Raw genomic sequence first — 18,624 nt, forward strand, 5'->3', positions numbered from 1 at the left:
AGTCGGCTAGTGACGAATCTGTGCCTTGGTGGAACTATTCTAAGCTCCCTTTGTTCCCGTCACCACGTAGACCGTCCCACCGTGAAACGTCTCGCTGAAAACCGATGGGAACGTCTCTTCGACTGATTGGACGATCGGGGCCTCGGGATACCAGTTTGTAATGTAAGCCGAGACACCTTCGATGAGTGGGTTGAGCCAGCGAAGCGGTGCCATCTGGAATGACCGAGCGTCGAGAACTGCAATGCGTCCCCCGGGGCGCAGCGCGTCGGACATTTCGGACACGACCGCCTCGACATCACCTATCGCGCTCAAGGAGAGCGTCGCGCACACCCCATCGAAGCGGGCATGCGCTACTGGCAGTCTCCTGGCGTCCGCTCGAAGTACCTCGACTTCACAGTTCACCTGTTCGCCGCGTTCCCTCGCCCGCTTGACCATACCGGGGCTGGCGTCGACGCCGACGATAGTTCCAGTCGGGCCAACGGCGTCGGCAAGTCGGTCGAAGTTAGGACCAGGCCCACAGCCGACATCGAGGGCGGTATCACTGTGGTCCAGTGAGAGGGCGTCGACCGTCCGGTCGCGAAATTCGCCCGTTCGACCGAAAAGGAAGGCTGCGACGAAAGCCGCGTACACCCAGTCGTGCCGGCTCCACCAGTCGTACACGCGCTGGCTGTGCGTGTGGTCGCGACGGTCGAAGGCCCACTGGCGAAACGCGTCTATCACGAGAGGTCGACCCCGCGGAGCCTACGGGCGTTGATGGCGACGATGACCGTTGACAGCGACATGAACACCGCACCGATGGCTGGCGACAGAAGAATACCTATTGGTGCGAGAATACCTGCTGCGAGAGGCAACGCAAATACGTTGTAACCGGTCGCCCACACGAGATTCTCCTGCATTTTCCGGTAGCTCGCCTTCGAGAGTTTGATGAGCCGAACGACGTCACGAGGATTATTCTCGACGAGGATGATGTCACCTGACTCGATTGCCACGTCGGTACCGGACCCGATAGCGATCCCGACATCTGCCCTGGTCAGCGCCGGCGCATCGTTGACGCCATCGCCGACCATCGCCACCAGTTTTCCCTCGGATTGGAGTTGTTCGACTTTCGTGTCTTTCTCCTCGGGGAGCACTTCAGCGAAGTACTGATCGATACCGAGTTCTTCGGAGACGGCCTTCGCGACGTCTTCGGAGTCACCGGTCAACATCGCCACCTCGATGTCCATCGCGTGCAGCGCATCGATAGTCTGTCTGCTTTCCTCCCGGATGACGTCCGCCAGCGCGAACGCAGCAACCACCTCCGATTCGTCTCGGATGAGGTAGATGACGGTCTGGGCGTTCGAGCCGGCCTCATCGGCAAAGGACGCTATCGACGATGGTCTATCGATGGCGAGTTTCTCGATTAAGTTTGGCCCGCCAAGATGGACCAGCTCGCCGTCTCGCGGGTCGCTGTGCTCACGGCTCGCGCCGTTCGCATTCGAGGCGGTCCCCGCCTCGCCCTCCCCGCTCGCCTGTTCAGAGCCGCTCCGCGGCTCTACGTCTACGGTTGCCTTGACCCCGAGACCACGGAGGTTCTCGAAGTTCGAGACGCTCGCTCGCTGGACGCCACGTTCTTCGGCGGCAGTCCGAATGGCACGAGCTATCATGTGTTCTGAGTCGCCTTCCACGCCCGCAGCGAGCTCGAACGCTTCTTGTTCTGACCAGTTCTCAGCCGTTTCGACCCCAACGACACCTTGCTCGCCCTTGGTGAGCGTCCCGGTCTTGTCGAACATCACCGTGTCCAGATTCCGGGCCTCCTCCATGGCGATGCGGTCGCGGATGAGCATCCCGTTCCGAGCGGCTGTCGACGTATTGATGGCGACGACGAGCGGCACGGCAAGACCGAGCGCGTGGGGACAGGCGATGACGAGCACCGTTACGACGCGTTCCAGTACGGCGATGTTCAGCCCCACTGCGATGACCCACGCCACGGCCGTGATGGCCGCCACACCCAATGCGGCGTAGAACAGCCAACCGGACGCCCGGTCGGCGAGCAGCTGTGTCTTTGACTTAGACTGCTGGGCGTCCTCGACAAGCCGCATAATGCCGGCGAGCGTGGTATCGTCGCCCGTTTTCGTCACGCGGACACGGAGGCTCCCGTCTTGGTTGACCGTCCCAGCGACGACATCAGAACCTCCCTCCTTGTCCACGGGTCGCGATTCCCCCGTAATCATCGACTCGTCGACCGAGGACGCCCCCTCGACGACTTCGCCGTCGGCTGGAACACTCGCTCCAGGTCGGACGAGTAGTACGTCTCCGTCCTGAAGTTCCGAGACGGGTACCTCCTCGGTCTCGCCACTCTCGGTTACTCGCTCGGCGGTATCGGGCATGAGTTTGGCCAGTTCGTCGAGCGCACCGGAGGCGGCTCGCACCGACCGCATTTCGATCCAGTGACCGAGCAGCATGATGTCTATCAGCGTGACCAGTTCCCAGAAGAACGGCGTCGTACCGGGAATGAATAGGCTGGCGACGGAATAGAGAAATGCGACGACGATCGCCATCGAGATGAGCGTCATCATCCCCGGCGACCGGTCTTTCAGTTCAGGAACCGCCATCTTGAGGAACGGAACGCCACCGTAAGCGAACACGACCACCGCGAAGACGGGCGTTATCCAACTGCTCCCGGGAAACGCCGGCGCAGAGAATCCGAGTCCCCCCTGTATGAACGGGCTGTACAGGAGCACGGGTATCGACAGCGCCGTCGAGACGAAGAACCGACGGCGGAACATCTGTTCGTGACCGGCGTGCATCCCACCGTGGCCGTCGTGATCCGCGTGGTCGCCGTCTTCGTCGTCACTATCGTGCGTATGCTCGCCGTGTTCTGCTCGTTCGTGTCTCTCCCGCTCGGCTGCATCGGCCTGCTCGGCCTCGTCTTCGAGCAGCTCCTGTTCGACACTGGAATCGGAATGGGTTCGGGGACTGTGTTGTCGTGGATGGTCGTGCTGGTGCTCGCTACTGGATGGGTCAACTCTATCGCCGGAAGATTCGAGCTGACAGATGCGGCAACAGGAAACAGACTCCTCTGACTGCGGAACAGTAGGGTTGTCCGGAGGGAGGTTGTTTGGGTTGTTATTCATAAATTGTCTATTGGTACCGTCTCTCATAGTAGTGTCTATACGACGACACTATCGTCGTCGGTCGGCGGGAAGACTAGAATGAGACCGACGGGATGATTGTCAGTACGTAGTCAGTTCAGGCCTTCGCGGTGTATCCCGCATCTTCGACGGCCTCCACGAGGCTCGATAGGTCAGTGTCCCCCTCGACTGTGACCTGTTCGGCGTCTCGGTCGGCGGCGGCACCTGTGACACCGGAGACTTCCTCGACTGCTTCTTCGACTGTCTGTTCACAGTGTCCGCAGGTCATCCCTTCGACGGTGATGGTGGTGGACATACACTACTCTCTACGCACCCCAATTTTATGCTGATTTCCCCTTGTCGATGGGGGATAAAACACCCCTCTAACTTTGGAATCAAATCCAAAATTGTTAGAGACGTTAAATCACAACTCCGCCGGTACACTCCCGACCACGACTACGAACTGCTGTGCTAGTTCCGATAGACCGAACGAATCCGGAATTTCTGGTCCCATCCTCGCTGCTGTGGCTGGACAGTGGCGTCGACTGGACCGACCCCATCGCAGTCTCGTTTTCGGATATTCGGAATTGCTCCGCTCCGAGCTTGGTTTGTTAAGAACAACGGCAAAAAATCAGCCCCGCGATGTATTAGATATGCAAGCTGCCATCGTCGATGGACTTTTCGAATCCTTACGGATCGGGTTCGGCTTCCTTTGGACCGCGGCGTGGGCCATCATCATGGGGCTCTTTATTACGAGTCTCGTGCAGGTCTACGTCTCGAAAGAGCGTATGGCAAACGTACTGGGCGAGGAGACTGTGGGTGGCGTCACGAAAGCGACGTTGTTTGGCGCCGCGAGTAGCGGGTGTAGCTTCGGCGCCATCGCTATCGGGAAGGGACTGTTCAAGAAGGGGGCACACGTGGTGAACGTCCTCGCCTTCATGTTCGCCTCGACGAACCTTATCGTCGAGCTGGGGCTGATGATTCTCATCCTGCTGGGCTGGGAGTTCCTCGTTGCGGAGCTTCTCGGTGGCGTCATCCTCATCGGGGTGATGGCGGTACTCGTCCATCTAACGCTCCCGGAGAATCTCTTCGACGAAGTCAGACAAACGCTCAACGAGAGTGATCACGACCACGGGATTACCGAAGACCCCACCTGTGGGATGGAAGGCAAAGACGAGTACTCGCTGGTGACCGATGGCGGCGAGACACTGGAGTTCTGCTCGGAAGGGTGTATGGAGACCTACGAGCAGGAAGTCGCCAGCAGCGGCGGGTGGCGGGAGGAGCTCCTTTCGTGGGGTGGCTGGTACAAGGTCGGCAACCAGTACCGCAAGGAGTGGTCGATGATCTGGAAGGACGTCGTGGCTGGCTTTCTCATCTCAGGGTTCGTCATCGTATTCGTCCCACAATCAGTGTGGAATACGCTGTTCCTCCAGGGCGATGGTGTGCTCGTCAGTGCCGAGAACGCTATCATGGGGGTCGCTATCGCCGTTGTCAGCTTCGTCGGGAGCATGGGCAACGTCCCATTCGCCGTTGCGCTCTGGGGCGGGGGTATCAGCTTTGCCGGCGTTATCGCGTTCGTCTACGCCGACCTTATCACGATTCCTGTACTGAACGTCTACCGGAAGTACTACGGCTGGACGGTGATGCTGTACATCCTCGGCGTCTTCTTCGTGACGATGGCCTTCACGGGCTTTCTCATGGAAGAACTGTTCAACGTGCTCGGTATCGTGCCAGACCTCGCGGGCGGAGAGACCGCAACCGAGCAGACGTACTTCGAACTCAACTACACGTTCTACCTCAACGTCATCGCGTTTGCCCTCTCGGGATTCCTCCTGTATGTCTACCGTCGAGGGCTCGGGGCGCCCGGTCAGTACCGCGACCCCGTCTGTGGGATGCGAACCGACGATAGCGGGCCGAGTATCACCTACGACGGGGAGACGTACTACTTCTGTTCGGAACGCTGCAAGCAGTCCTTCGAGGAACATCCGACTGATTTCTCAGACCAACACCCACACGTTTCTGAAGGAGGTGCGGCCGGTAGTCATGACCACTAACAGAATCCCGCCACAGAGCGTCAACGAGAGACAGCAGTCCGTATCGACACACCTGTTAGCGTTCCGCGTTCACCCCCGATCATCAGGGACACGATGCCTCAGCGACTTCACTTCGGAGGTGACTGAGCGTGTCCGTTGACTTGGTCGTCCACGATTCGCTCGTCTTGACTGTCGACGAGCGCAACCGTCTCTACGAGCGTGGGACGGTCGTTGTCGACGATGGACACATCACAGAGGTTCGAAAGTCCAGTGACGGCGACGCAAGCATTGCTGCCGACGAGGTAATCGACGGCGATGGAAATCTCGTGATGCCAGGACTCGTCAACGCCCACACTCATCTGGAGATGACACCGCTGATTGGCGCCTTCAGCGACCTCAGCCTGCAGGAGATGATGGGCAGCATGACTGCTATCTTTGGTCGCCTCGCCGACGACGAGTTCGATTATCTCGTGGATGCGGGATGCGAATTAGCTGCGCTGAACTTCGCGCTTGCCGGTGTTACTACGAGTAACTCGATGGACGTTCAGCCCGATACCGGTGCAGAGGCGTTTGGTGAGGCTGGGCTTCGTGGGTTCTTCGGCCCGGTAATTACGGACCTCTTCTGGGACGAGCCCGTCGACGAACAGTTCGACCGCGCTCGCCGCTTTATCGAGGAGTACCACGACACCTACGACGGTCGCATCAGGGCGACCATCTGCCCGCACGATGACTGGTCGTGCACACGCGAGCTCTGGGAGCGGACAGCGGCGCTCACGTCCGAGTATCCCGACATACTCGTGCATACACATCTGCTTGAACTCGAGGCGAGTAACACGATGGCACGAGCCAATGGCGCCACGGACTCGCTTGCGTTGCTCGACGATGTCGGTCTGCTCGATGATCGTCTACTTGCAGCTCATTTCCGTGTCGCCGACGAGGACGATATTGAGCGAACTGCCGCCTCGGGTGCGTCCGTCGCACACTGTCCCTCGGTGTTTTCCTACTGGAATCCGGACGCGGACATGCAGTGGACACCGGTGCCCGAGTTACGGGCGGCGGGCGTCGATGTCGGGCTGGGAATCGACGACCACTACTGGCACGATTCGTACAGTCTGTTCGGCGAAGCGCGACAGGCTCGCCTCGCAGCCAACCTCAAGCGGACCGCGGGACAGTACACATCGATGGAGCTCGTCAGAATGCTCACTGTCGAGGGAGCACGGGCCCTGGGGATAGGCGACGAAATCGGGAGTGTCGAACCGGGGAAACGTGCCGATTTGATTCTCCTGGATCTAGAGAAGCCGAAGTTCACGCCCCTGACCAACATCCCCGCTCACATCGTGAACAACGCTGCTCCAGCCGACGTAGAGACGGTCATCGTCGACGGCGACGTGGTCGTGCGAGACAGAAACCCGGTAACGATGAACGTCGATGAGGTGCGACGGCAGGCGGAGCAGGCTGTCGACCGCTTTGCAAACGAGACTGACTGGGAGCTGGACGTTGGCGGTGCTGAACCGCCGGGGACGCTTGATACTGTTCGAGACCTCCCGAAGCGAGGACCGACACGGCTGTTGTCGCGGCTTGCGCTTCAGTCAGTACGCGACACGTTTGAATGGTAATCAAAACTGGTACACCGCCGTCTCACTGACGATTACATATGATCACGGGACACACCAGAGTGAGGTGTGAGGGATGAATCGCCGGCGTACAGATACAGCTGCCGGCCTCCTCGTCGCGGCTATCTTTCTCTTTGGCGGAGTGCTCAGCTGGCAAGCATACCAGCGACAGCAGTCGTTCGAACAGATGGGGTCGATGATGGGGATGGGGTCGTCGATGGGCGCTGCGCACGGAACGAGTCCACTCTGGTACATCTTTGGGACGCTCTTCGTCTCCGTTGTCGTGGGGGGCGGGTATCTCTTGGTTCGAGACGAGTTCACTGACCCAGATACAGGCACCCGTTCGCAGGCCCAAGCAGCGAGTGCGGATGGTCCTGAGAGTACTGCATCACCGGCGGAGCAACCGGACAGCGAGGGACCGCAAGACACCCAGCCACAGGCTCGTGTGTTAGATCTCCTGCCGGAAGACGAGCGCCGAATCCTCGAACCGGTACTGTCCTCACCCGGCCTCACGCAAACCGAACTGCGAGACCGCTCGGACTTTTCGAAGAGCAAGGTGAGCCAGACGGTCAGTGCCCTGGAAAAGCGTGGTCTGTTGTACCGCGAGCGGCAGGGACGAACGTATCGTGTCTATCCGAGTGATGAACTGGAGCAAAATCAGCCGCAGTAGCTGTCTTCGGGGCGCTACGCATCTCCCGTCTGTGCTATTACCAACCCAAATTCGGACCGACCGATTAATCCAGAAAGGAGCGCAGAAGGACACCGAGCCCGATGACCAGCGCGACTGATTCGGCGATATGGACCTGTGTGAGCGTCAACGAAGTCAATTGGTAGAGAAACCCTTCGATGAGAACTCCGAGCGTGATGAATCCGAATCCGACCGTGGCATCACGGAGGTATCGTGTTCCGTCTCGGCGGTAGGCGCGGAAACTGATTGCGGTTGTCGCAAGACCCATCAGGAGCAAGAGGATACGAACGCCGACCAGCGTGAGGTCCCAGTGGGTGGTCATGGGCCGTCCTCGCTTTTGGCTTGCGGTGTTATCCGACCGTACAGCGAGTAGAGGATGACCAGCATCCCAATAGCGACGACCGCTGTCTGGATGGTTCCCGCGACGAATATCGACAAGCCGACGACATCGAACAGGACGCCCTCGATGACTGACCCGACACTGATAAACAGGAAACCGATAGCGACGTAGCGCATCGGCTCGCTGCCGTACGTTCGATACCCCTTGTACGCTTGGTACGTTATCAACAGTCCCAGTCCAACCGTGACGAGCTTCGCGATGACGAGTTCGATGTGCATGGTTGAGTCAACTCTCCCGGATGTCGGTCCAGATGCGCGAGAACCGCTGGGCGGCATCTTCACGTACGACGACGCTGACGTCGATAGTCCCGTCGTCGATATCGACATCAAGGTGGTCGACGTTGGCCTCGTAGACGCTGTGATGGCTCCCGTCCGATTCAATCCGTGTCCGCTCGACAAGCAGGTCGGTGGCGAGCATCTCCTCGACGCGCCGATAGATAGTCGACGGGGCGACATCACACGCCTCGCTGAGTTCCTTCGCCGACTGCGGGTCACGGCTCGTCGCAGCCAGTATCTGTCGGACTCGCTGTTGGCCGAGCAAGTCCAAGAGCGCGTCAGAGTGGTCGTCGTTGGACACGGCTGTTCCTCGCGATAGAAGATAGTTTCTCAGCGGTACTTAAATCAGGGACCGTTTGCGTCGCGTGCAAAACAGGATTCCCCCCTATATCCCAGACGCCCCTATCTTGAACTGTACGGTGACCTGTGCTATGAGCTATCCACAACTCACGCGACGGAAACTGCTGGAAGGAACTGCCGGCCTCGCCGTTGCGGGACTGGCCGGCTGTAGCGCTCCCAGCGGCTCGGCCCAACAGCAAGCCGGCGGGGACGATCACCCAGGCCACGGGCAAGAAGAACCCGGACACGACACTGTGAGCGAACCCGCAGCGTCTCGCGAGGTGGTGGTCAACACGGCGCGGTCGGAGGGGTCGACCGAGTACCACTTCGACCCCCACGTCACGTGGGTCGAGGTTGGCGGAACGGTCACGTGGCGCCTCGAAAGCGGCTCGCACACAACGACGGCGTACCACCCCGACAACGACCAACCCCGTCTCGTTCCCGAAGGGGCGGCGGCGTGGGACAGCGGAACGATGTCGGAGGAAGGCGAGACCTTCGAGCATACCTTCGAGACGCCGGGCGTCTACCACTACCTCTGTACGCCCCACGAGTCCCTCGGGATGATAGCCACCGTAATCGTCGGTGACCCCCACCTCGAAGACCAGCGGGCGCTCCAGACAATGCCGGAGAACAAATCCGAGGAAGTCCAAGGAAAACTCGAGGAACTGAACACGATAGTCCGAGATATCATGAGCGACGACCAGCACGAGGAGGAGACCCACTCCGACGACGGCCACGGTCACGACGAAGCGACCCACACCGAAACCGACCAGCATGCAGAGGAAACTGACGCGCACCACGACGAAGAAACCCACACCTGAGGGTCGGTATCGAGGCCTGTGACACCGCTCCGGTCGAAGGCATCGAATTCGGTACGTATGAACGGTCCTGGTTCTGAGAGACGGTTAAAATGCTCCATAAACGCTCTTGGACGTTCTCCTGCTGCGGTTCACACCCATCGTCATAACCCCTGAAGGGTCCTACGACTACATGAGGCGACAGACAATGACCAACTTCACCATCGGCCGCTGGCTGCTCGTGGCGCTCGCAATCGTCGGCCTCGCGTTGGCCCCGGGACTGGGGAGCGCACACGGCAACGACACGACTGCAGACGACGCGCCCCCGTACAACGAGACTACCGACGACTGGGCGACCTGGATGGACGACCACATGACTGACCACATGGGTCCCGGTGCCGTCGAGTGGATGGAGGGAAACATGGGCGTGACTGTCGACGAGATGGCCCAGGACCACGCTGACGACGACCGCCACGATAGCAGGACGTACAGACAGGGTCACTGCTGAGGCCCCCCGTTTCGAGCGTTCCAACCGAACACCACACCGACCAACGCACAACAATGACACAACTCATCACTCACATCGGACGCACGGCTCGTCGACTCGCGATACTCGCGGTCCCGCTACTGTTCGCGACGACTGGAACGGCGGCTGGCCAGGGCGGCGGGAGCTATGGCGGCGGCATGATGAGTGGGGGCGGCTGGGGCCTCTTTGGCGGCGCAATGGGGCTCTGGGGACTTCTCTGGATGGGGGTCCTCCTCGCCGTCCCGCTCTACATCGTCTATGCGCTCCTCAACCGCGAATCCGGCGGGAACGATGAACAGTCGCTGTCGGTTCTCCGTGAGCGCTACGCCCGCGGTGAGCTCTCGGATGACGAATTTGATCGACGGCGAAAACAGCTGGAACGTACCGGATGACCGGATCCGGTGTTGTTCCAGCCGATACATCACATTCCCAATGCTCGCCATTGCGGCACCCAACCGTTAACCTCACTGACGGAGTATGTAATTTATGAACTATACAATACAAACAGCAGTAACCGGCGAATTCGACGATGTTGTCGACACGACGATCGGAGCGCTCGAAGACGAAGGATTCGGCGTCCTCTGTGACATCGACATCCAGGCGACGCTCAAAGAGAAACTCGGCGAAGAATTCCGCCAGTATCGCATTCTCGGTGCCTGCAATCCCCCGCTGGCATACGAGGGACTGAGCGAAGAAATCGAACTCGGCGCACTCCTCCCGTGTAACGTCATCGTCTACGAAACAGATGACGGCGATATCGTTGTGAGTGCTGTCGATCCGAAGCAACTGGTCGGCATCGCGGACAACGATGCGCTTGACTCGGTTGCGACCGAGGTCAACGAGCGTTTCGAGCGTGTTCTCTCGACCGTTACCGACGAACTAGGAGCAACGTCGGAGGCCTGATATCGATGTCTTCATCGAACCAGCTCGACACTACGACCATCATCCTCCTCATTCTCGGGGCAATCATTGTCTTGCCCTTGCTCACAATGGGGATGGGCTTCGGCGGGATGATGGGCTACGGTGGAATGATGGGCGGATACGGGACGACCAGCGGCTGGTGGCCACTCGTCGGGATGCTCGTCCAGTTGGTCTTCCTCCTCCTCCTGCTCGGTGGAGGATATCTCGTCTTCCGTCGCGTGACCGAATCGCAGTCGTCGCGGAATCCTGCAATGGAGGAGCTGCATATGGCATACGCCCGCGGTGATGTCACCGAGGAAGAGTTCGAAACGCGTCGGAACAAGCTCGAACGCTCGGAGTGACGCCCCGACACCAACTCCGGCGTTACTCACGTCCGCTACCTCGTATTCCGAAATTTGTGACCCTCACAGCTTTCGGATGTGAACAGAAATGTGCTGAAGGCACAAGGCCATACTAGATACTATGACCGAAGTAATCCTGTTCACACAGGAGACATGCAGAGCGTGCACAACGCAACGAGAGAAAAACGAAGGCATTGAAGATGTGTGTCCGGATGTCGACTTTCGTGACGTCGACATCCAGACAGATCTGGAGACGGCCGAGGAGTACGGTGTTCGAAAGACGCCAACGACGCTCGTGTACGCGAACGGGGAACAGACAGCCGGGTTCATCGGAATCGTCGACCGTGACGACCTAGAGGTCGCTATCGAGAATGCAGACCAGCAATCGCCGGGCCTCGCGCACCGACTCACCAGCATCATCCGCAGCTAACAGAAGTCAAACAACTACAATGACCGACTACAGTAGACGCCAGTTCCTAGGAGCGCTCGGTGCCGGCACAGTCGCAAGTGCGGGATTCACCCAGCCAGTCGCCGCACAGGATACGCCCGTCGTCGAGATGGGGAACGACTACTTCGACCCGATCGGACTCCACGTCGAACCCGGCACGACCGTTCGCTTCGAGCTAGCGGCTGGAGCCCACTCGGCAACCGCCTACGAGAACCGGATTCCGGCCGACGCCAGCGCATTCAACAGTGGAACCATCTCGTCGGGAGCCTTCGAGTACACGTTCGAACAGCCAGGCACGTACGACTACTACTGCATCCCACACAAGTCAATCGGGATGGTCGGTCGAATCGTCGTCGGCAGCCCCGGCGGTCCAGCCGAGGAGCGTCCGATTCCGGACGGCGACGTGCCCGAGAGCGACGCTATCGTCGAACAGGGCGCGATAGCGTATGGGTCCAGCACCGGAGATGGCGGGACCACCGGTGGTGGAATGATGGACCCTGGGATGGGGTCTGATCCTGGAATGATGAATGGCCGAAACGGTGGCCGGTTCGGCGGGCTGCCGTTCGTCGGCGGGGCACTCGCTATGCTGGGGCTGGTTGGCGGATTCCTCTACTGGGCACTCGGGCGAGGTGCTGCACCTCCAGAGAGTGACGATTCCGCGATGGAAACCCTCAAACGTCGATATGCCCGCGGCGACATCGACGAAGCGGAGTTCCAACGACGCCGTGAACGATTGCTACAGAACCAAGAGAACTGAAGCTACCAGAAGCCCACGACGACACCTCAAACGGCCGTCCAGAGATTTAGGATAGGACTTTATCAAGGCTGCATTTGATATCTGAACGAATGTACGACCGGATTCTGCTCTCGACCGACGGTACCGTCGCGTCTGAACAGGCTGCAGCGCATGCACTTGACCTTGCAGCCACGCACGACGCTACCCTCCACGTGCTCTACGTCGTCGACGAGGACGTCGTGACTGCATACAGCGGCGATGAGTACGTAGACGAAGCCGAAGGACCCGAACACGGCCTCGAAGAACTCGGCGAAGAGACGCTTTCGGAGTCTCACGGTCCCCATCGAGCCGGTCAGCCACGCCCTCGGGGCCAAGGGTCTGTTCGGTTCCCGCCGGCGTAGGGCTAGCTCTCTCCCCTGGCTTTTGTGCCCCTATAGTACGGTGAGGGGTTCCGGAGCCTACAATTCAAGTATCGACGGAGTCTACAGATTAGTATGAGTCAGGTGGCACGTCAGATCGTTCGTGAACTCCATGACGAGCCACATCTGGAGGGACGGCGAATCACGGTTCAGTTCATCAAGACACAGGTCGAAGACCGTGGTCTCAGTCCTCGAACTGTCGCTGATCGCCATGATATTGATATTGCGGACGTGTATCGTGCACTCGCGTATTACCACGATCACCCGGAGGAGATGCGAGCCGTCGAAGCTGACAGAGAGGCAGCGATTGAAGAGCACGCACATCTGACCACCGATCCTGACGATGTCCGAAACTGATGGCGTATCGTATTTTGGCGGACGAGAATATTGAACGTGCGACGGTTACGTATCTACAGAAGCTTGGTCACGACGTGGAGTGGATTCGAGACGTGTCTGATCTTGGTGTCGGTAGTTCTGACGCCGCTATCGCCAGCTATGCCAACACCGAAGACAGATTGATACTGACCCAGGATGATGATTTCTTCACCGAACTGGACCTCTCTCAAAGTCCTGGAGTTCTCTTCCAGAAAGACCAGACACTCGCTGCACGCGAGGTTGGCGACATCGTCCACGAAATGTCTGGGTATCTCGATCAAGAGGACGTTTCGCTGGAGTATGTCAGCAGTAATTGGCTCTGAGAGAGTTTAACAGGAGTCGATTTCCGACTGTTACAGACCAGCTAAATCTCTCCCCCGGGTTTTGTGTCCCTCCTTGGAGGTGAGAGGATGTCTCGAAACCAGTCTCGACAGAGCAGTGTAGGTGTCTCGTGTCCGAACCACTCGGCGTTCGTCGAGTCCATCGCGAGGAGCGCTCGCGATCAATCTGGCGAACACGACCTCGAAGCCGTGGTCCTGCGAGCGGTCGCCCGGCACTCGGAGATCCTGGATCTGCCGGACGTACTGGAACTGCGGACGGTCCTGGACGTCGACGTCGACGAGACGGCGCCGCTGGAGGTCCGCGTCGCAACGATTATCGACGCCATCGAAGCCACGGTCGCCAGCTGGCCCCAACAGGAGGTCCCGGCATGAGCTCGGAGGGGACCGCAACGCTGGGCGACTTCGGCGCCGGTGGCCGGCGGTCAGAGGTGATGATCGACAAAGAGCAGGCGGCGATCGACGCCACCGTGGGTCAGTGGAAGTTCCAGGCCCGGACGCAGAACATGATCGGGTGGCACATTCCAGGGACGACGGCGGCACTACTCCTCCGGTCGACGGAACAAGGCTGGGCGCTCCGGCGGGCTGGGAAGTTGGTCGGGTCCCGCGAGACACTCGACGAGGGGCTTTCGTTGGCGCAGAAGCACATGCAAGAGCGTCCGGAGGGGAAGCGATGAGCGATGATCGCGACGCGATCCTCGACAAACTCCCGCCCGAGCGGCTGTTGGACGGCGACCACCTCCAGCCGATCCTGGCCGGGATTCGGTGTATGCACTCGGTCGAGACCGTCCAGCAGTATCTCGCCTACGAAAACCAGCATCGAAACCGGACGCCGGTGCAATCGCACTTGCGGGTGCGAGCGCGAGAGCTTCGTCGGGAGGAAGCCGAGTCTGGTGAGCAGGTCCCGAGTTGATTTTCTGCGCCCCGAGCGGGTGAGGGGCGTCCCAACGAGGGCGTGCCGCCTGCTATCCATGGCTACCACAGAAACCACGCAGATCGACGTCGAGGAGGCTGGCCCAGACAAACGCACCGTCGCCGCACTGACCGAGGTGATGACCGTCTTGGATTCCATCGGCCGGGTACGGGACGCACCCGGTCTGTTCCTGGTCAACTCCAGTTCAGGCTCGGAGTATCTCGTCGACACCATTCAGGGAACGTGCGAGTGTCCCTGGCAGCAGTACAACCCCAGCCAAGAATGCAAGCACCGCAAGCGAGTCGGCTTCGTGACCGGCGAGCGACCCATCCCCGAGTGGATCGACGCCGACGCCCTGGACGACCAGTTCGGAATGCACGTCGACGGCGAGCCGCGCCGAGCGGTGGCCGACGGGGGCGTCGCACAAGCCCGCGTCGACGATGGCGGTGTCACCGACCCAGCCGAGGACCCCTTCGCGGTCCGCTCCGAAGACGAGCCACGCACCAAGCGAGCCAAACGCGAATCTATCGACGTCGCCTTCTTGGAACAGCCCGGAGTCTACGAAGTCCACTCTGCGTCGGACAGTCGCTACGAGGTCGACGTGCTTGAGGAGACGTGTAGCTGTCCCGACACCGCCGATCAGTGCAAGCACCTCCGGCGTGTCGACATCGAGATCCGCGAGGGGCTGGTGCCCCGTCCCGACGGCAAGCTTCCCGACGCCTAATCAGCCCATCCAGCAGAACATTCAAGCATGTACGTAAGGAATTCTTACATAGAGATTACAATGAGCACTGACGAACCAGAACTGACGACGGTCACCTCGAAAGGGCAAATCACAATTCCGAGTCGGCTCCGTGACGAATTTAGACTTGAGCAGGGAACGAAACTGATGGTTGTCCCGACGGAACACGGCCTGATGTTGAAGAAACTCGAACTGCCCTCCGTCGAAGAGTTTCAGTCGCGTGTCGAGGAGCGATCGGGGACAGTCGAGCTTTCGATGGACGACATCAACGAGCTCGTTCACGAAGGGCGAGATAGCGATACATGAAGGCCGTTCTCGATACGAACGTCCTCATCTCTGGAGTCATCGCGACCGGTGTTCCACACGATTTGATGGTCGCTGGATTCAAAGGTAACTACCGGTATTGACCACGAACGCGTTACCAGTCTCGACCGCTTCCTTCACGCTAAGGTTGATACCGCCGCTGGACTGGTCAGTACGGTATTTTAAGTATTAAAATACGGCTGATCGGTCTAATATGAAAATTACGTTACAACGGCTCTGGTTGTTGTACAGGCTACTTCATCACTTGAACTCTTGTAATCGTCTGCGGGCAGACCAGTAGTAGCCAAATATATAGATTCCATTGCCTGCGAGCAACAGTATTGGATCCAACGCCGAGATTGAAACTTCGACTGCTCCCGCTGAGAGAACTTGTTCGAACAGCTCGAAGTTGTAAAGTTGTGCCCCGGTAACTGACAGAATCAGTCCAATAATCATCGGAATAAAACGTGGCTCGACTGAGTAAATCCGAGAGTCAACAGATGAGAATTTGAATCCCAGTCCGAAAATGGAGAGTAAGCCGACCAAGAGCGTCCAGATAAGCGTAAGATCGTATGTTTGAGAAACGACGACTGGCCCGATTACCAGCACCCAGACTGCAGCCCAACCGGCAATCAGTAACACCCCAACGATGATCGCTGCACGGCGGAATCGGCGCCTAATTGTCGCAGAGAGACTACCCGACCCTGTCCCACTCACGAACCGGACTATCTTGCTTACTAATCGCGTCGCGGCGACACCCTCAATCCACCGCCCGGCAAGCAATAGCCCAGCGGCGAAAATGTACGTCCGACGCATATAGAACGGAACGAGCATCAACCCGCCACCGACGAATGCACAGAGCAGCATCACACCGGTGAGTGTGAATGAACGTGATTCACCAGCAAGCGAGAACGATCCGAACGTCACGACTACGAGAATGAGTCCAGTAGCGAGCAGTAGCGGTCCCAACCAAGCGGGCACGTAGTCGAGGAGCAATGATAACTGAAGTAGAGTCACATTGGCTGGAATCATCCCATCACCAAGATTCGACTGGCGAAATAGACTGGCGCGACGAGCGCAACCAGATAGAAGAGCCAACTACCGATATTGAACACGAACGCTAATCTGAGTAGCAAGTCGGGAGCAAAGTATCCGATCCCCGTCAAGAGGAGAACACCACTCACAGCCATGAACAACATGACGGTCGCTTCATTGGACTGGCGAGACGAATCGACCATCGCTAGAACAAGGGACAAGACAACGAGTCCAACCCCAATCCATCGGATCAGTTCCAGTTGCAAGGGTTAGTCACGGCTGAGATTGTTACGTTTCGAGTTGATAAAAACACCGTACGAGCACGGGCATACCGGAGACCTTCTCCCGTGAAACTCACTGTCAACCCAATGTGCACACAAATTGAGCGGGTTATTCACTGTTCTACAGTGGGAAATGAGGTTTTGAGGATGTCCCTAGCGGACCCTCAGAGTAGCACTGGTCGCCAAATGCCCCCGATAGCGATTTTCTGCGCCCCCAGGGGGTGAGGGGCGGTCCAGAGAGAGAGCGTCCCGACACAGAACGATGTCTGTCAATAGCCAGGCCGACGGAGTCGCACAGCCAGCAAGCGAACCTGCAGATCTCGTCGTCGATGAGATCGATGAACCAGCATACCACGATCCCTGGAATTCGCTCGAAGCGAAGGTCCCGACGCTCCGCTCGCCAACGGGGGTGGCTGCCTTCGCCGAGTGCGTTCTGGTCGAACTTCGCCACGAGCCAGTGGCCGCTCGGTACCGCACCAAACAGACGCAAGGCGGTGTCGAGACGATCTGGTGTCGTACCGAGCACACGGGACTGACCGTCGACACCGAGTACGTCCAACTCCGGAATGATCCTCGAAACGGTGTCGACATCGAACCCTGCTCGCGAGCCGCAGTCCGCAAGGCGCTCTGCGAGTGTCTCGATCACGAAGAACTCGGGCGTGTCGACGTCCAGCCACTGGCCGCCATCACCCTGGGGGGCAACTGATGGAATCCTTCCAGATCGTCGCCCTGGCCGGTGGGCTTGTCGGCACGCTCGGCGGAATCGGGTTGGAGATCCTGTTGTCTCGGCGGGACGGTGTCTCCGAGTCGGTCGCCGGCGCCGCGGCAGTGGTGTTTTCTTCGGCAGGCATCGGACTGGCACTGTCGCCGCTGCTGGTCGCGACGATTCAGACTGGGACGCGTTTCGGATACGGCGCTGGGATCGTTTCGTTCCTGCTGCTGGCAGTAGTCCTGTTCCGTATCGTCGAAGCGATCCGCGGGGCGGCACGGGCACAGGCACTCCCTGACCACTAACGCTCGCGAGTCGGGAGGGCAAGATCGCCAAGCGCGGCCCGCTGACGGAGCACACATAGGTGTGGGCAGACCTCGGTCGCCTGGAAGACCTGGCAACTGCACCAGCCAGCATGTTCGCCAGACAGAGACTCAGCCAGCGAGCAGTTGGCCGGGCAGTCGTCGTCGACGGTCACCAGAAAGAGGTCCGGACGACCGCCGCGGTCGACATCGACGCTCGCCTCGAGTGCAGCCGTCCAGGTCGTCGGCCGAGACTGGCGAATCGTCTCGAAGTCGAGGGTACGCGTGCCCTCGGGTTGGTGGGCAACCCGCTGGTTCGGGGCAGAACGATCGCTGGTCGGGGTGGGGGACTCGGCTGTTTTCATCGGGGAGTCCTCGTGGTCTTTCTTACTAGCTCTATATCCAAGAAAGTTGGGATAGAAGTAATCTACGCCGGGTTTTCTGTCTCTCTGGGGAACTGAGAGATCCGCTATGGGTAGTGCATACAGAGCCAGTTCACGGAACGCGAGTCAGGAGCGAACGTGGCGCTGGAAAGACGAATCGGACCCCGAACCACTGCCACAATCCTGGGCCGACGAGGGCCGTCGCGAGTCGCCCACGCCAGCGCAGGTGCCTGTCTATGCAGTCCAGTGCCGTGCTGGGCTCTTGCTGGAGTGGAGGGTCAAGGCCAACGGGAAGGTCACCGGGACGCCGCTGCGCGAGCGGCCGGCGATCCGAGCCGTCTACGTCACCGAGGATGCCACACAGGCCATCGTCGGGGAGTGGGACGCGATGGAGCGGTCAAGCGGCTGGGTTCCCGACGAGGACTTCGCCAGTGTCCTCGCCAAACGCCCCGAGAAACTCGACCCTGTTGGGCCGACGGATCAGCAAGTGTTCCAGCGCCTGCTGGATGATCTGTACGATCTCGCACGCAGAGGTTAACCAACACTGGACCGGGAAAACGTAGGTGTGTTGGTTAAGACGCAGCACTCCCCCGTTTT

Annotated in this window: 28 protein-coding genes and 1 pseudogene; 21 read left to right on the top strand and 8 right to left on the bottom strand. The window is 59.3% G+C overall.

Annotated elements, in window-relative coordinates; all coding sequences use genetic code 11:
• Positions 1-39 precede the first annotated feature (39 nt).
• From VJ109_RS17790 to VJ109_RS17800, 3 genes are all read right to left on the bottom strand, one after another.
• A complete protein-coding gene (locus VJ109_RS17790) occupies positions 40-720 on the bottom strand; it encodes a class I SAM-dependent methyltransferase (protein WP_324761114.1) in 681 nt (226 codons plus the stop codon).
• A complete protein-coding gene (locus VJ109_RS17795) occupies positions 717-2,765 on the bottom strand; it encodes a heavy metal translocating P-type ATPase (RefSeq protein ID WP_324761242.1) in 2,049 nt (682 codons plus the stop codon). Before VJ109_RS17795 ends, VJ109_RS17790 begins: the two co-directional genes overlap by 4 nt.
• 463 nt (positions 2,766-3,228) lie before the next feature.
• Complete coding sequence (locus tag VJ109_RS17800) at positions 3,229-3,426, bottom strand: heavy-metal-associated domain-containing protein (RefSeq protein WP_324761115.1); 198 nt, start codon at positions 3,424-3,426, stop codon at positions 3,229-3,231.
• A gap of 337 nt (positions 3,427-3,763) precedes the next feature.
• Here VJ109_RS17800 and VJ109_RS17805 point away from each other — a divergent pair, with 337 nt between their 5' ends.
• From VJ109_RS17805 to VJ109_RS17815, 3 genes are all read left to right on the top strand, one after another.
• A complete protein-coding gene (locus VJ109_RS17805) occupies positions 3,764-5,164 on the top strand; it encodes a permease (protein ID WP_324761116.1) in 1,401 nt (466 codons plus the stop codon).
• A 128-nt stretch (positions 5,165-5,292) separates the two neighbouring features.
• Positions 5,293-6,759, top strand: coding sequence for an amidohydrolase family protein (locus VJ109_RS17810; protein ID WP_324761117.1), 1,467 nt, complete (start codon positions 5,293-5,295; stop codon positions 6,757-6,759).
• 73 nt (positions 6,760-6,832) lie between these two features.
• Positions 6,833-7,426: a helix-turn-helix transcriptional regulator gene (locus VJ109_RS17815; protein WP_324761118.1), complete on the top strand. Its 594-nt coding sequence runs from the start codon at positions 6,833-6,835 to the stop codon at positions 7,424-7,426.
• Positions 7,427-7,490: 64 nt separating this feature from the next.
• On the opposite strand, the gene VJ109_RS17820 is transcribed toward VJ109_RS17815, so the two are convergent.
• The 3 genes from VJ109_RS17820 to VJ109_RS17830 are packed head-to-tail and all read right to left on the bottom strand — an operon-like array spanning position 7,491 to position 8,420.
• Positions 7,491-7,766 carry a DUF7521 family protein gene (locus VJ109_RS17820; RefSeq protein WP_324761119.1) on the bottom strand — a complete coding sequence of 92 codons (276 nt, stop codon included), beginning with the start codon at positions 7,764-7,766 and terminating at the stop codon, positions 7,491-7,493.
• Complete coding sequence (locus VJ109_RS17825; protein ID WP_324761120.1) at positions 7,763-8,062, bottom strand: DUF7521 family protein; 300 nt, start codon at positions 8,060-8,062, stop codon at positions 7,763-7,765. The genes VJ109_RS17820 and VJ109_RS17825 overlap by 4 nt, the downstream gene beginning before the upstream one ends.
• A 7-nt stretch (positions 8,063-8,069) precedes the next feature.
• A complete protein-coding gene (locus tag VJ109_RS17830; protein ID WP_324761121.1) occupies positions 8,070-8,420 on the bottom strand; it encodes an ArsR/SmtB family transcription factor in 351 nt (116 codons plus the stop codon).
• 130 nt (positions 8,421-8,550) lie between these two features.
• Between VJ109_RS17830 and VJ109_RS17835 the strand changes: the two genes are divergently transcribed.
• From VJ109_RS17835 to VJ109_RS17905, 15 genes and pseudogenes are all read left to right on the top strand, one after another.
• Entirely contained in the window at positions 8,551-9,279 is a 729-nt protein-coding gene (locus tag VJ109_RS17835) for a cupredoxin domain-containing protein (RefSeq protein WP_324761122.1), read from the top strand.
• Positions 9,280-9,463: 184 nt separating this feature from the next.
• Complete coding sequence (locus VJ109_RS17840) at positions 9,464-9,763, top strand: hypothetical protein (RefSeq protein WP_324761243.1); 300 nt, start codon at positions 9,464-9,466, stop codon at positions 9,761-9,763.
• Positions 9,764-9,816: 53 nt separating this feature from the next.
• Positions 9,817-10,173, top strand: coding sequence for an SHOCT domain-containing protein (locus VJ109_RS17845; protein WP_324761123.1), 357 nt, complete (start codon positions 9,817-9,819; stop codon positions 10,171-10,173).
• A gap of 94 nt (positions 10,174-10,267) precedes the next feature.
• The gene (locus tag VJ109_RS17850; RefSeq protein ID WP_324761124.1) at positions 10,268-10,684 is read left to right on the top strand and encodes a DUF302 domain-containing protein; all 417 of its coding nucleotides are present in this window, start codon (positions 10,268-10,270) and stop codon (positions 10,682-10,684) included.
• A gap of 5 nt (positions 10,685-10,689) precedes the next feature.
• Complete coding sequence (locus VJ109_RS17855; protein WP_324761125.1) at positions 10,690-11,043, top strand: SHOCT domain-containing protein; 354 nt, start codon at positions 10,690-10,692, stop codon at positions 11,041-11,043.
• 121 nt (positions 11,044-11,164) lie between these two features.
• Entirely contained in the window at positions 11,165-11,473 is a 309-nt protein-coding gene (locus tag VJ109_RS17860) for a thioredoxin family protein (RefSeq protein ID WP_324761126.1), read from the top strand.
• A gap of 19 nt (positions 11,474-11,492) precedes the next feature.
• Positions 11,493-12,248, top strand: a complete 756-nt coding sequence (locus tag VJ109_RS17865) for a plastocyanin/azurin family copper-binding protein (RefSeq protein ID WP_324761127.1) — start codon at positions 11,493-11,495, stop codon at positions 12,246-12,248.
• Between the two features lie 89 nt (positions 12,249-12,337).
• Positions 12,338-12,553, top strand: a pseudogene (locus VJ109_RS17870) (universal stress protein); the annotation flags it as partial.
• A 168-nt stretch (positions 12,554-12,721) separates the two neighbouring features.
• On the top strand, positions 12,722-13,003 hold the full coding sequence (locus VJ109_RS17875) for a DUF433 domain-containing protein (RefSeq protein ID WP_324761128.1): 282 nt from the start codon (positions 12,722-12,724) through the stop codon (positions 13,001-13,003).
• Positions 13,003-13,344: a DUF5615 family PIN-like protein gene (locus VJ109_RS17880; protein WP_324761129.1), complete on the top strand. Its 342-nt coding sequence runs from the start codon at positions 13,003-13,005 to the stop codon at positions 13,342-13,344. Before VJ109_RS17875 ends, VJ109_RS17880 begins: the two co-directional genes overlap by 1 nt.
• An 87-nt stretch (positions 13,345-13,431) precedes the next feature.
• A complete protein-coding gene (locus VJ109_RS17885; RefSeq protein ID WP_324761130.1) occupies positions 13,432-13,734 on the top strand; it encodes a hypothetical protein in 303 nt (100 codons plus the stop codon).
• The gene (locus tag VJ109_RS17890; protein WP_324761131.1) at positions 13,731-14,036 is read left to right on the top strand and encodes a hypothetical protein; all 306 of its coding nucleotides are present in this window, start codon (positions 13,731-13,733) and stop codon (positions 14,034-14,036) included. The genes VJ109_RS17885 and VJ109_RS17890 overlap by 4 nt, the downstream gene beginning before the upstream one ends.
• On the top strand, positions 14,033-14,272 hold the full coding sequence (locus tag VJ109_RS17895) for a DUF8129 domain-containing protein (protein ID WP_324761132.1): 240 nt from the start codon (positions 14,033-14,035) through the stop codon (positions 14,270-14,272). The genes VJ109_RS17890 and VJ109_RS17895 overlap by 4 nt, the downstream gene beginning before the upstream one ends.
• A gap of 58 nt (positions 14,273-14,330) precedes the next feature.
• A complete protein-coding gene (locus tag VJ109_RS17900) occupies positions 14,331-14,996 on the top strand; it encodes an SWIM zinc finger family protein (protein ID WP_324761133.1) in 666 nt (221 codons plus the stop codon).
• Between the two features lie 60 nt (positions 14,997-15,056).
• Positions 15,057-15,320: an AbrB/MazE/SpoVT family DNA-binding domain-containing protein gene (locus tag VJ109_RS17905; protein ID WP_324761134.1), complete on the top strand. Its 264-nt coding sequence runs from the start codon at positions 15,057-15,059 to the stop codon at positions 15,318-15,320.
• A 258-nt stretch (positions 15,321-15,578) separates the two neighbouring features.
• Here VJ109_RS17905 and VJ109_RS17910 read toward each other — a convergent pair whose 3' ends face one another.
• Positions 15,579-16,313 carry a hypothetical protein gene (locus tag VJ109_RS17910; RefSeq protein WP_324761135.1) on the bottom strand — a complete coding sequence of 245 codons (735 nt, stop codon included), beginning with the start codon at positions 16,311-16,313 and terminating at the stop codon, positions 15,579-15,581.
• A gap of 582 nt (positions 16,314-16,895) precedes the next feature.
• Here VJ109_RS17910 and VJ109_RS17915 point away from each other — a divergent pair.
• Both VJ109_RS17915 and VJ109_RS17920 read left to right on the top strand, forming a co-directional pair.
• On the top strand, positions 16,896-17,339 hold the full coding sequence (locus tag VJ109_RS17915) for a DUF8030 family protein (RefSeq protein WP_324761136.1): 444 nt from the start codon (positions 16,896-16,898) through the stop codon (positions 17,337-17,339).
• A complete protein-coding gene (locus VJ109_RS17920) occupies positions 17,339-17,647 on the top strand; it encodes a hypothetical protein (RefSeq protein WP_324761137.1) in 309 nt (102 codons plus the stop codon). Before VJ109_RS17915 ends, VJ109_RS17920 begins: the two co-directional genes overlap by 1 nt.
• On the opposite strand, the gene VJ109_RS17925 is transcribed toward VJ109_RS17920, so the two are convergent.
• The gene (locus VJ109_RS17925; protein WP_324761138.1) at positions 17,644-18,009 is read right to left on the bottom strand and encodes a hypothetical protein; all 366 of its coding nucleotides are present in this window, start codon (positions 18,007-18,009) and stop codon (positions 17,644-17,646) included. The genes VJ109_RS17920 and VJ109_RS17925 overlap by 4 nt on opposite strands.
• 106 nt (positions 18,010-18,115) lie before the next feature.
• Between VJ109_RS17925 and VJ109_RS17930 the strand changes: the two genes are divergently transcribed.
• Complete coding sequence (locus tag VJ109_RS17930) at positions 18,116-18,565, top strand: hypothetical protein (protein ID WP_324761139.1); 450 nt, start codon at positions 18,116-18,118, stop codon at positions 18,563-18,565.
• Positions 18,566-18,624 lie beyond the last annotated feature (59 nt).

Source organism: Haloarcula montana (genome assembly GCF_035666295.1).
In the GTDB taxonomy this organism is placed as follows: domain Archaea; phylum Halobacteriota; class Halobacteria; order Halobacteriales; family Haloarculaceae; genus Haloarcula; species Haloarcula montana.

Coding starts and splice junctions, on each gene's coding strand:
- VJ109_RS17795 (WP_324761242.1), bottom strand. CDS start 2,765: ATGTTCCGCCGTCGGTTCTTCGTCTCGACGGCGCTGTCGATACCCGTG.
- VJ109_RS17800 (WP_324761115.1), bottom strand. CDS start 3,426: ATGTCCACCACCATCACCGTCGAAGGGATGACCTGCGGACACTGTGAA.
- VJ109_RS17805 (WP_324761116.1), top strand. CDS start 3,764: ATGCAAGCTGCCATCGTCGATGGACTTTTCGAATCCTTACGGATCGGG.
- VJ109_RS17815 (WP_324761118.1), top strand. CDS start 6,833: ATGAATCGCCGGCGTACAGATACAGCTGCCGGCCTCCTCGTCGCGGCT.
- VJ109_RS17820 (WP_324761119.1), bottom strand. CDS start 7,766: ATGACCACCCACTGGGACCTCACGCTGGTCGGCGTTCGTATCCTCTTG.
- VJ109_RS17825 (WP_324761120.1), bottom strand. CDS start 8,062: ATGCACATCGAACTCGTCATCGCGAAGCTCGTCACGGTTGGACTGGGA.
- VJ109_RS17835 (WP_324761122.1), top strand. CDS start 8,551: ATGAGCTATCCACAACTCACGCGACGGAAACTGCTGGAAGGAACTGCC.
- VJ109_RS17840 (WP_324761243.1), top strand. CDS start 9,464: ATGACCAACTTCACCATCGGCCGCTGGCTGCTCGTGGCGCTCGCAATC.
- VJ109_RS17845 (WP_324761123.1), top strand. CDS start 9,817: ATGACACAACTCATCACTCACATCGGACGCACGGCTCGTCGACTCGCG.
- VJ109_RS17850 (WP_324761124.1), top strand. CDS start 10,268: ATGAACTATACAATACAAACAGCAGTAACCGGCGAATTCGACGATGTT.
- VJ109_RS17855 (WP_324761125.1), top strand. CDS start 10,690: ATGTCTTCATCGAACCAGCTCGACACTACGACCATCATCCTCCTCATT.
- VJ109_RS17860 (WP_324761126.1), top strand. CDS start 11,165: ATGACCGAAGTAATCCTGTTCACACAGGAGACATGCAGAGCGTGCACA.
- VJ109_RS17865 (WP_324761127.1), top strand. CDS start 11,493: ATGACCGACTACAGTAGACGCCAGTTCCTAGGAGCGCTCGGTGCCGGC.
- VJ109_RS17875 (WP_324761128.1), top strand. CDS start 12,722: ATGAGTCAGGTGGCACGTCAGATCGTTCGTGAACTCCATGACGAGCCA.
- VJ109_RS17880 (WP_324761129.1), top strand. CDS start 13,003: ATGGCGTATCGTATTTTGGCGGACGAGAATATTGAACGTGCGACGGTT.
- VJ109_RS17885 (WP_324761130.1), top strand. CDS start 13,432: ATGTCTCGAAACCAGTCTCGACAGAGCAGTGTAGGTGTCTCGTGTCCG.
- VJ109_RS17890 (WP_324761131.1), top strand. CDS start 13,731: ATGAGCTCGGAGGGGACCGCAACGCTGGGCGACTTCGGCGCCGGTGGC.
- VJ109_RS17895 (WP_324761132.1), top strand. CDS start 14,033: ATGAGCGATGATCGCGACGCGATCCTCGACAAACTCCCGCCCGAGCGG.
- VJ109_RS17900 (WP_324761133.1), top strand. CDS start 14,331: ATGGCTACCACAGAAACCACGCAGATCGACGTCGAGGAGGCTGGCCCA.
- VJ109_RS17905 (WP_324761134.1), top strand. CDS start 15,057: ATGAGCACTGACGAACCAGAACTGACGACGGTCACCTCGAAAGGGCAA.
- VJ109_RS17915 (WP_324761136.1), top strand. CDS start 16,896: ATGTCTGTCAATAGCCAGGCCGACGGAGTCGCACAGCCAGCAAGCGAA.
- VJ109_RS17920 (WP_324761137.1), top strand. CDS start 17,339: ATGGAATCCTTCCAGATCGTCGCCCTGGCCGGTGGGCTTGTCGGCACG.
- VJ109_RS17925 (WP_324761138.1), bottom strand. CDS start 18,009: ATGAAAACAGCCGAGTCCCCCACCCCGACCAGCGATCGTTCTGCCCCG.
- VJ109_RS17930 (WP_324761139.1), top strand. CDS start 18,116: ATGGGTAGTGCATACAGAGCCAGTTCACGGAACGCGAGTCAGGAGCGA.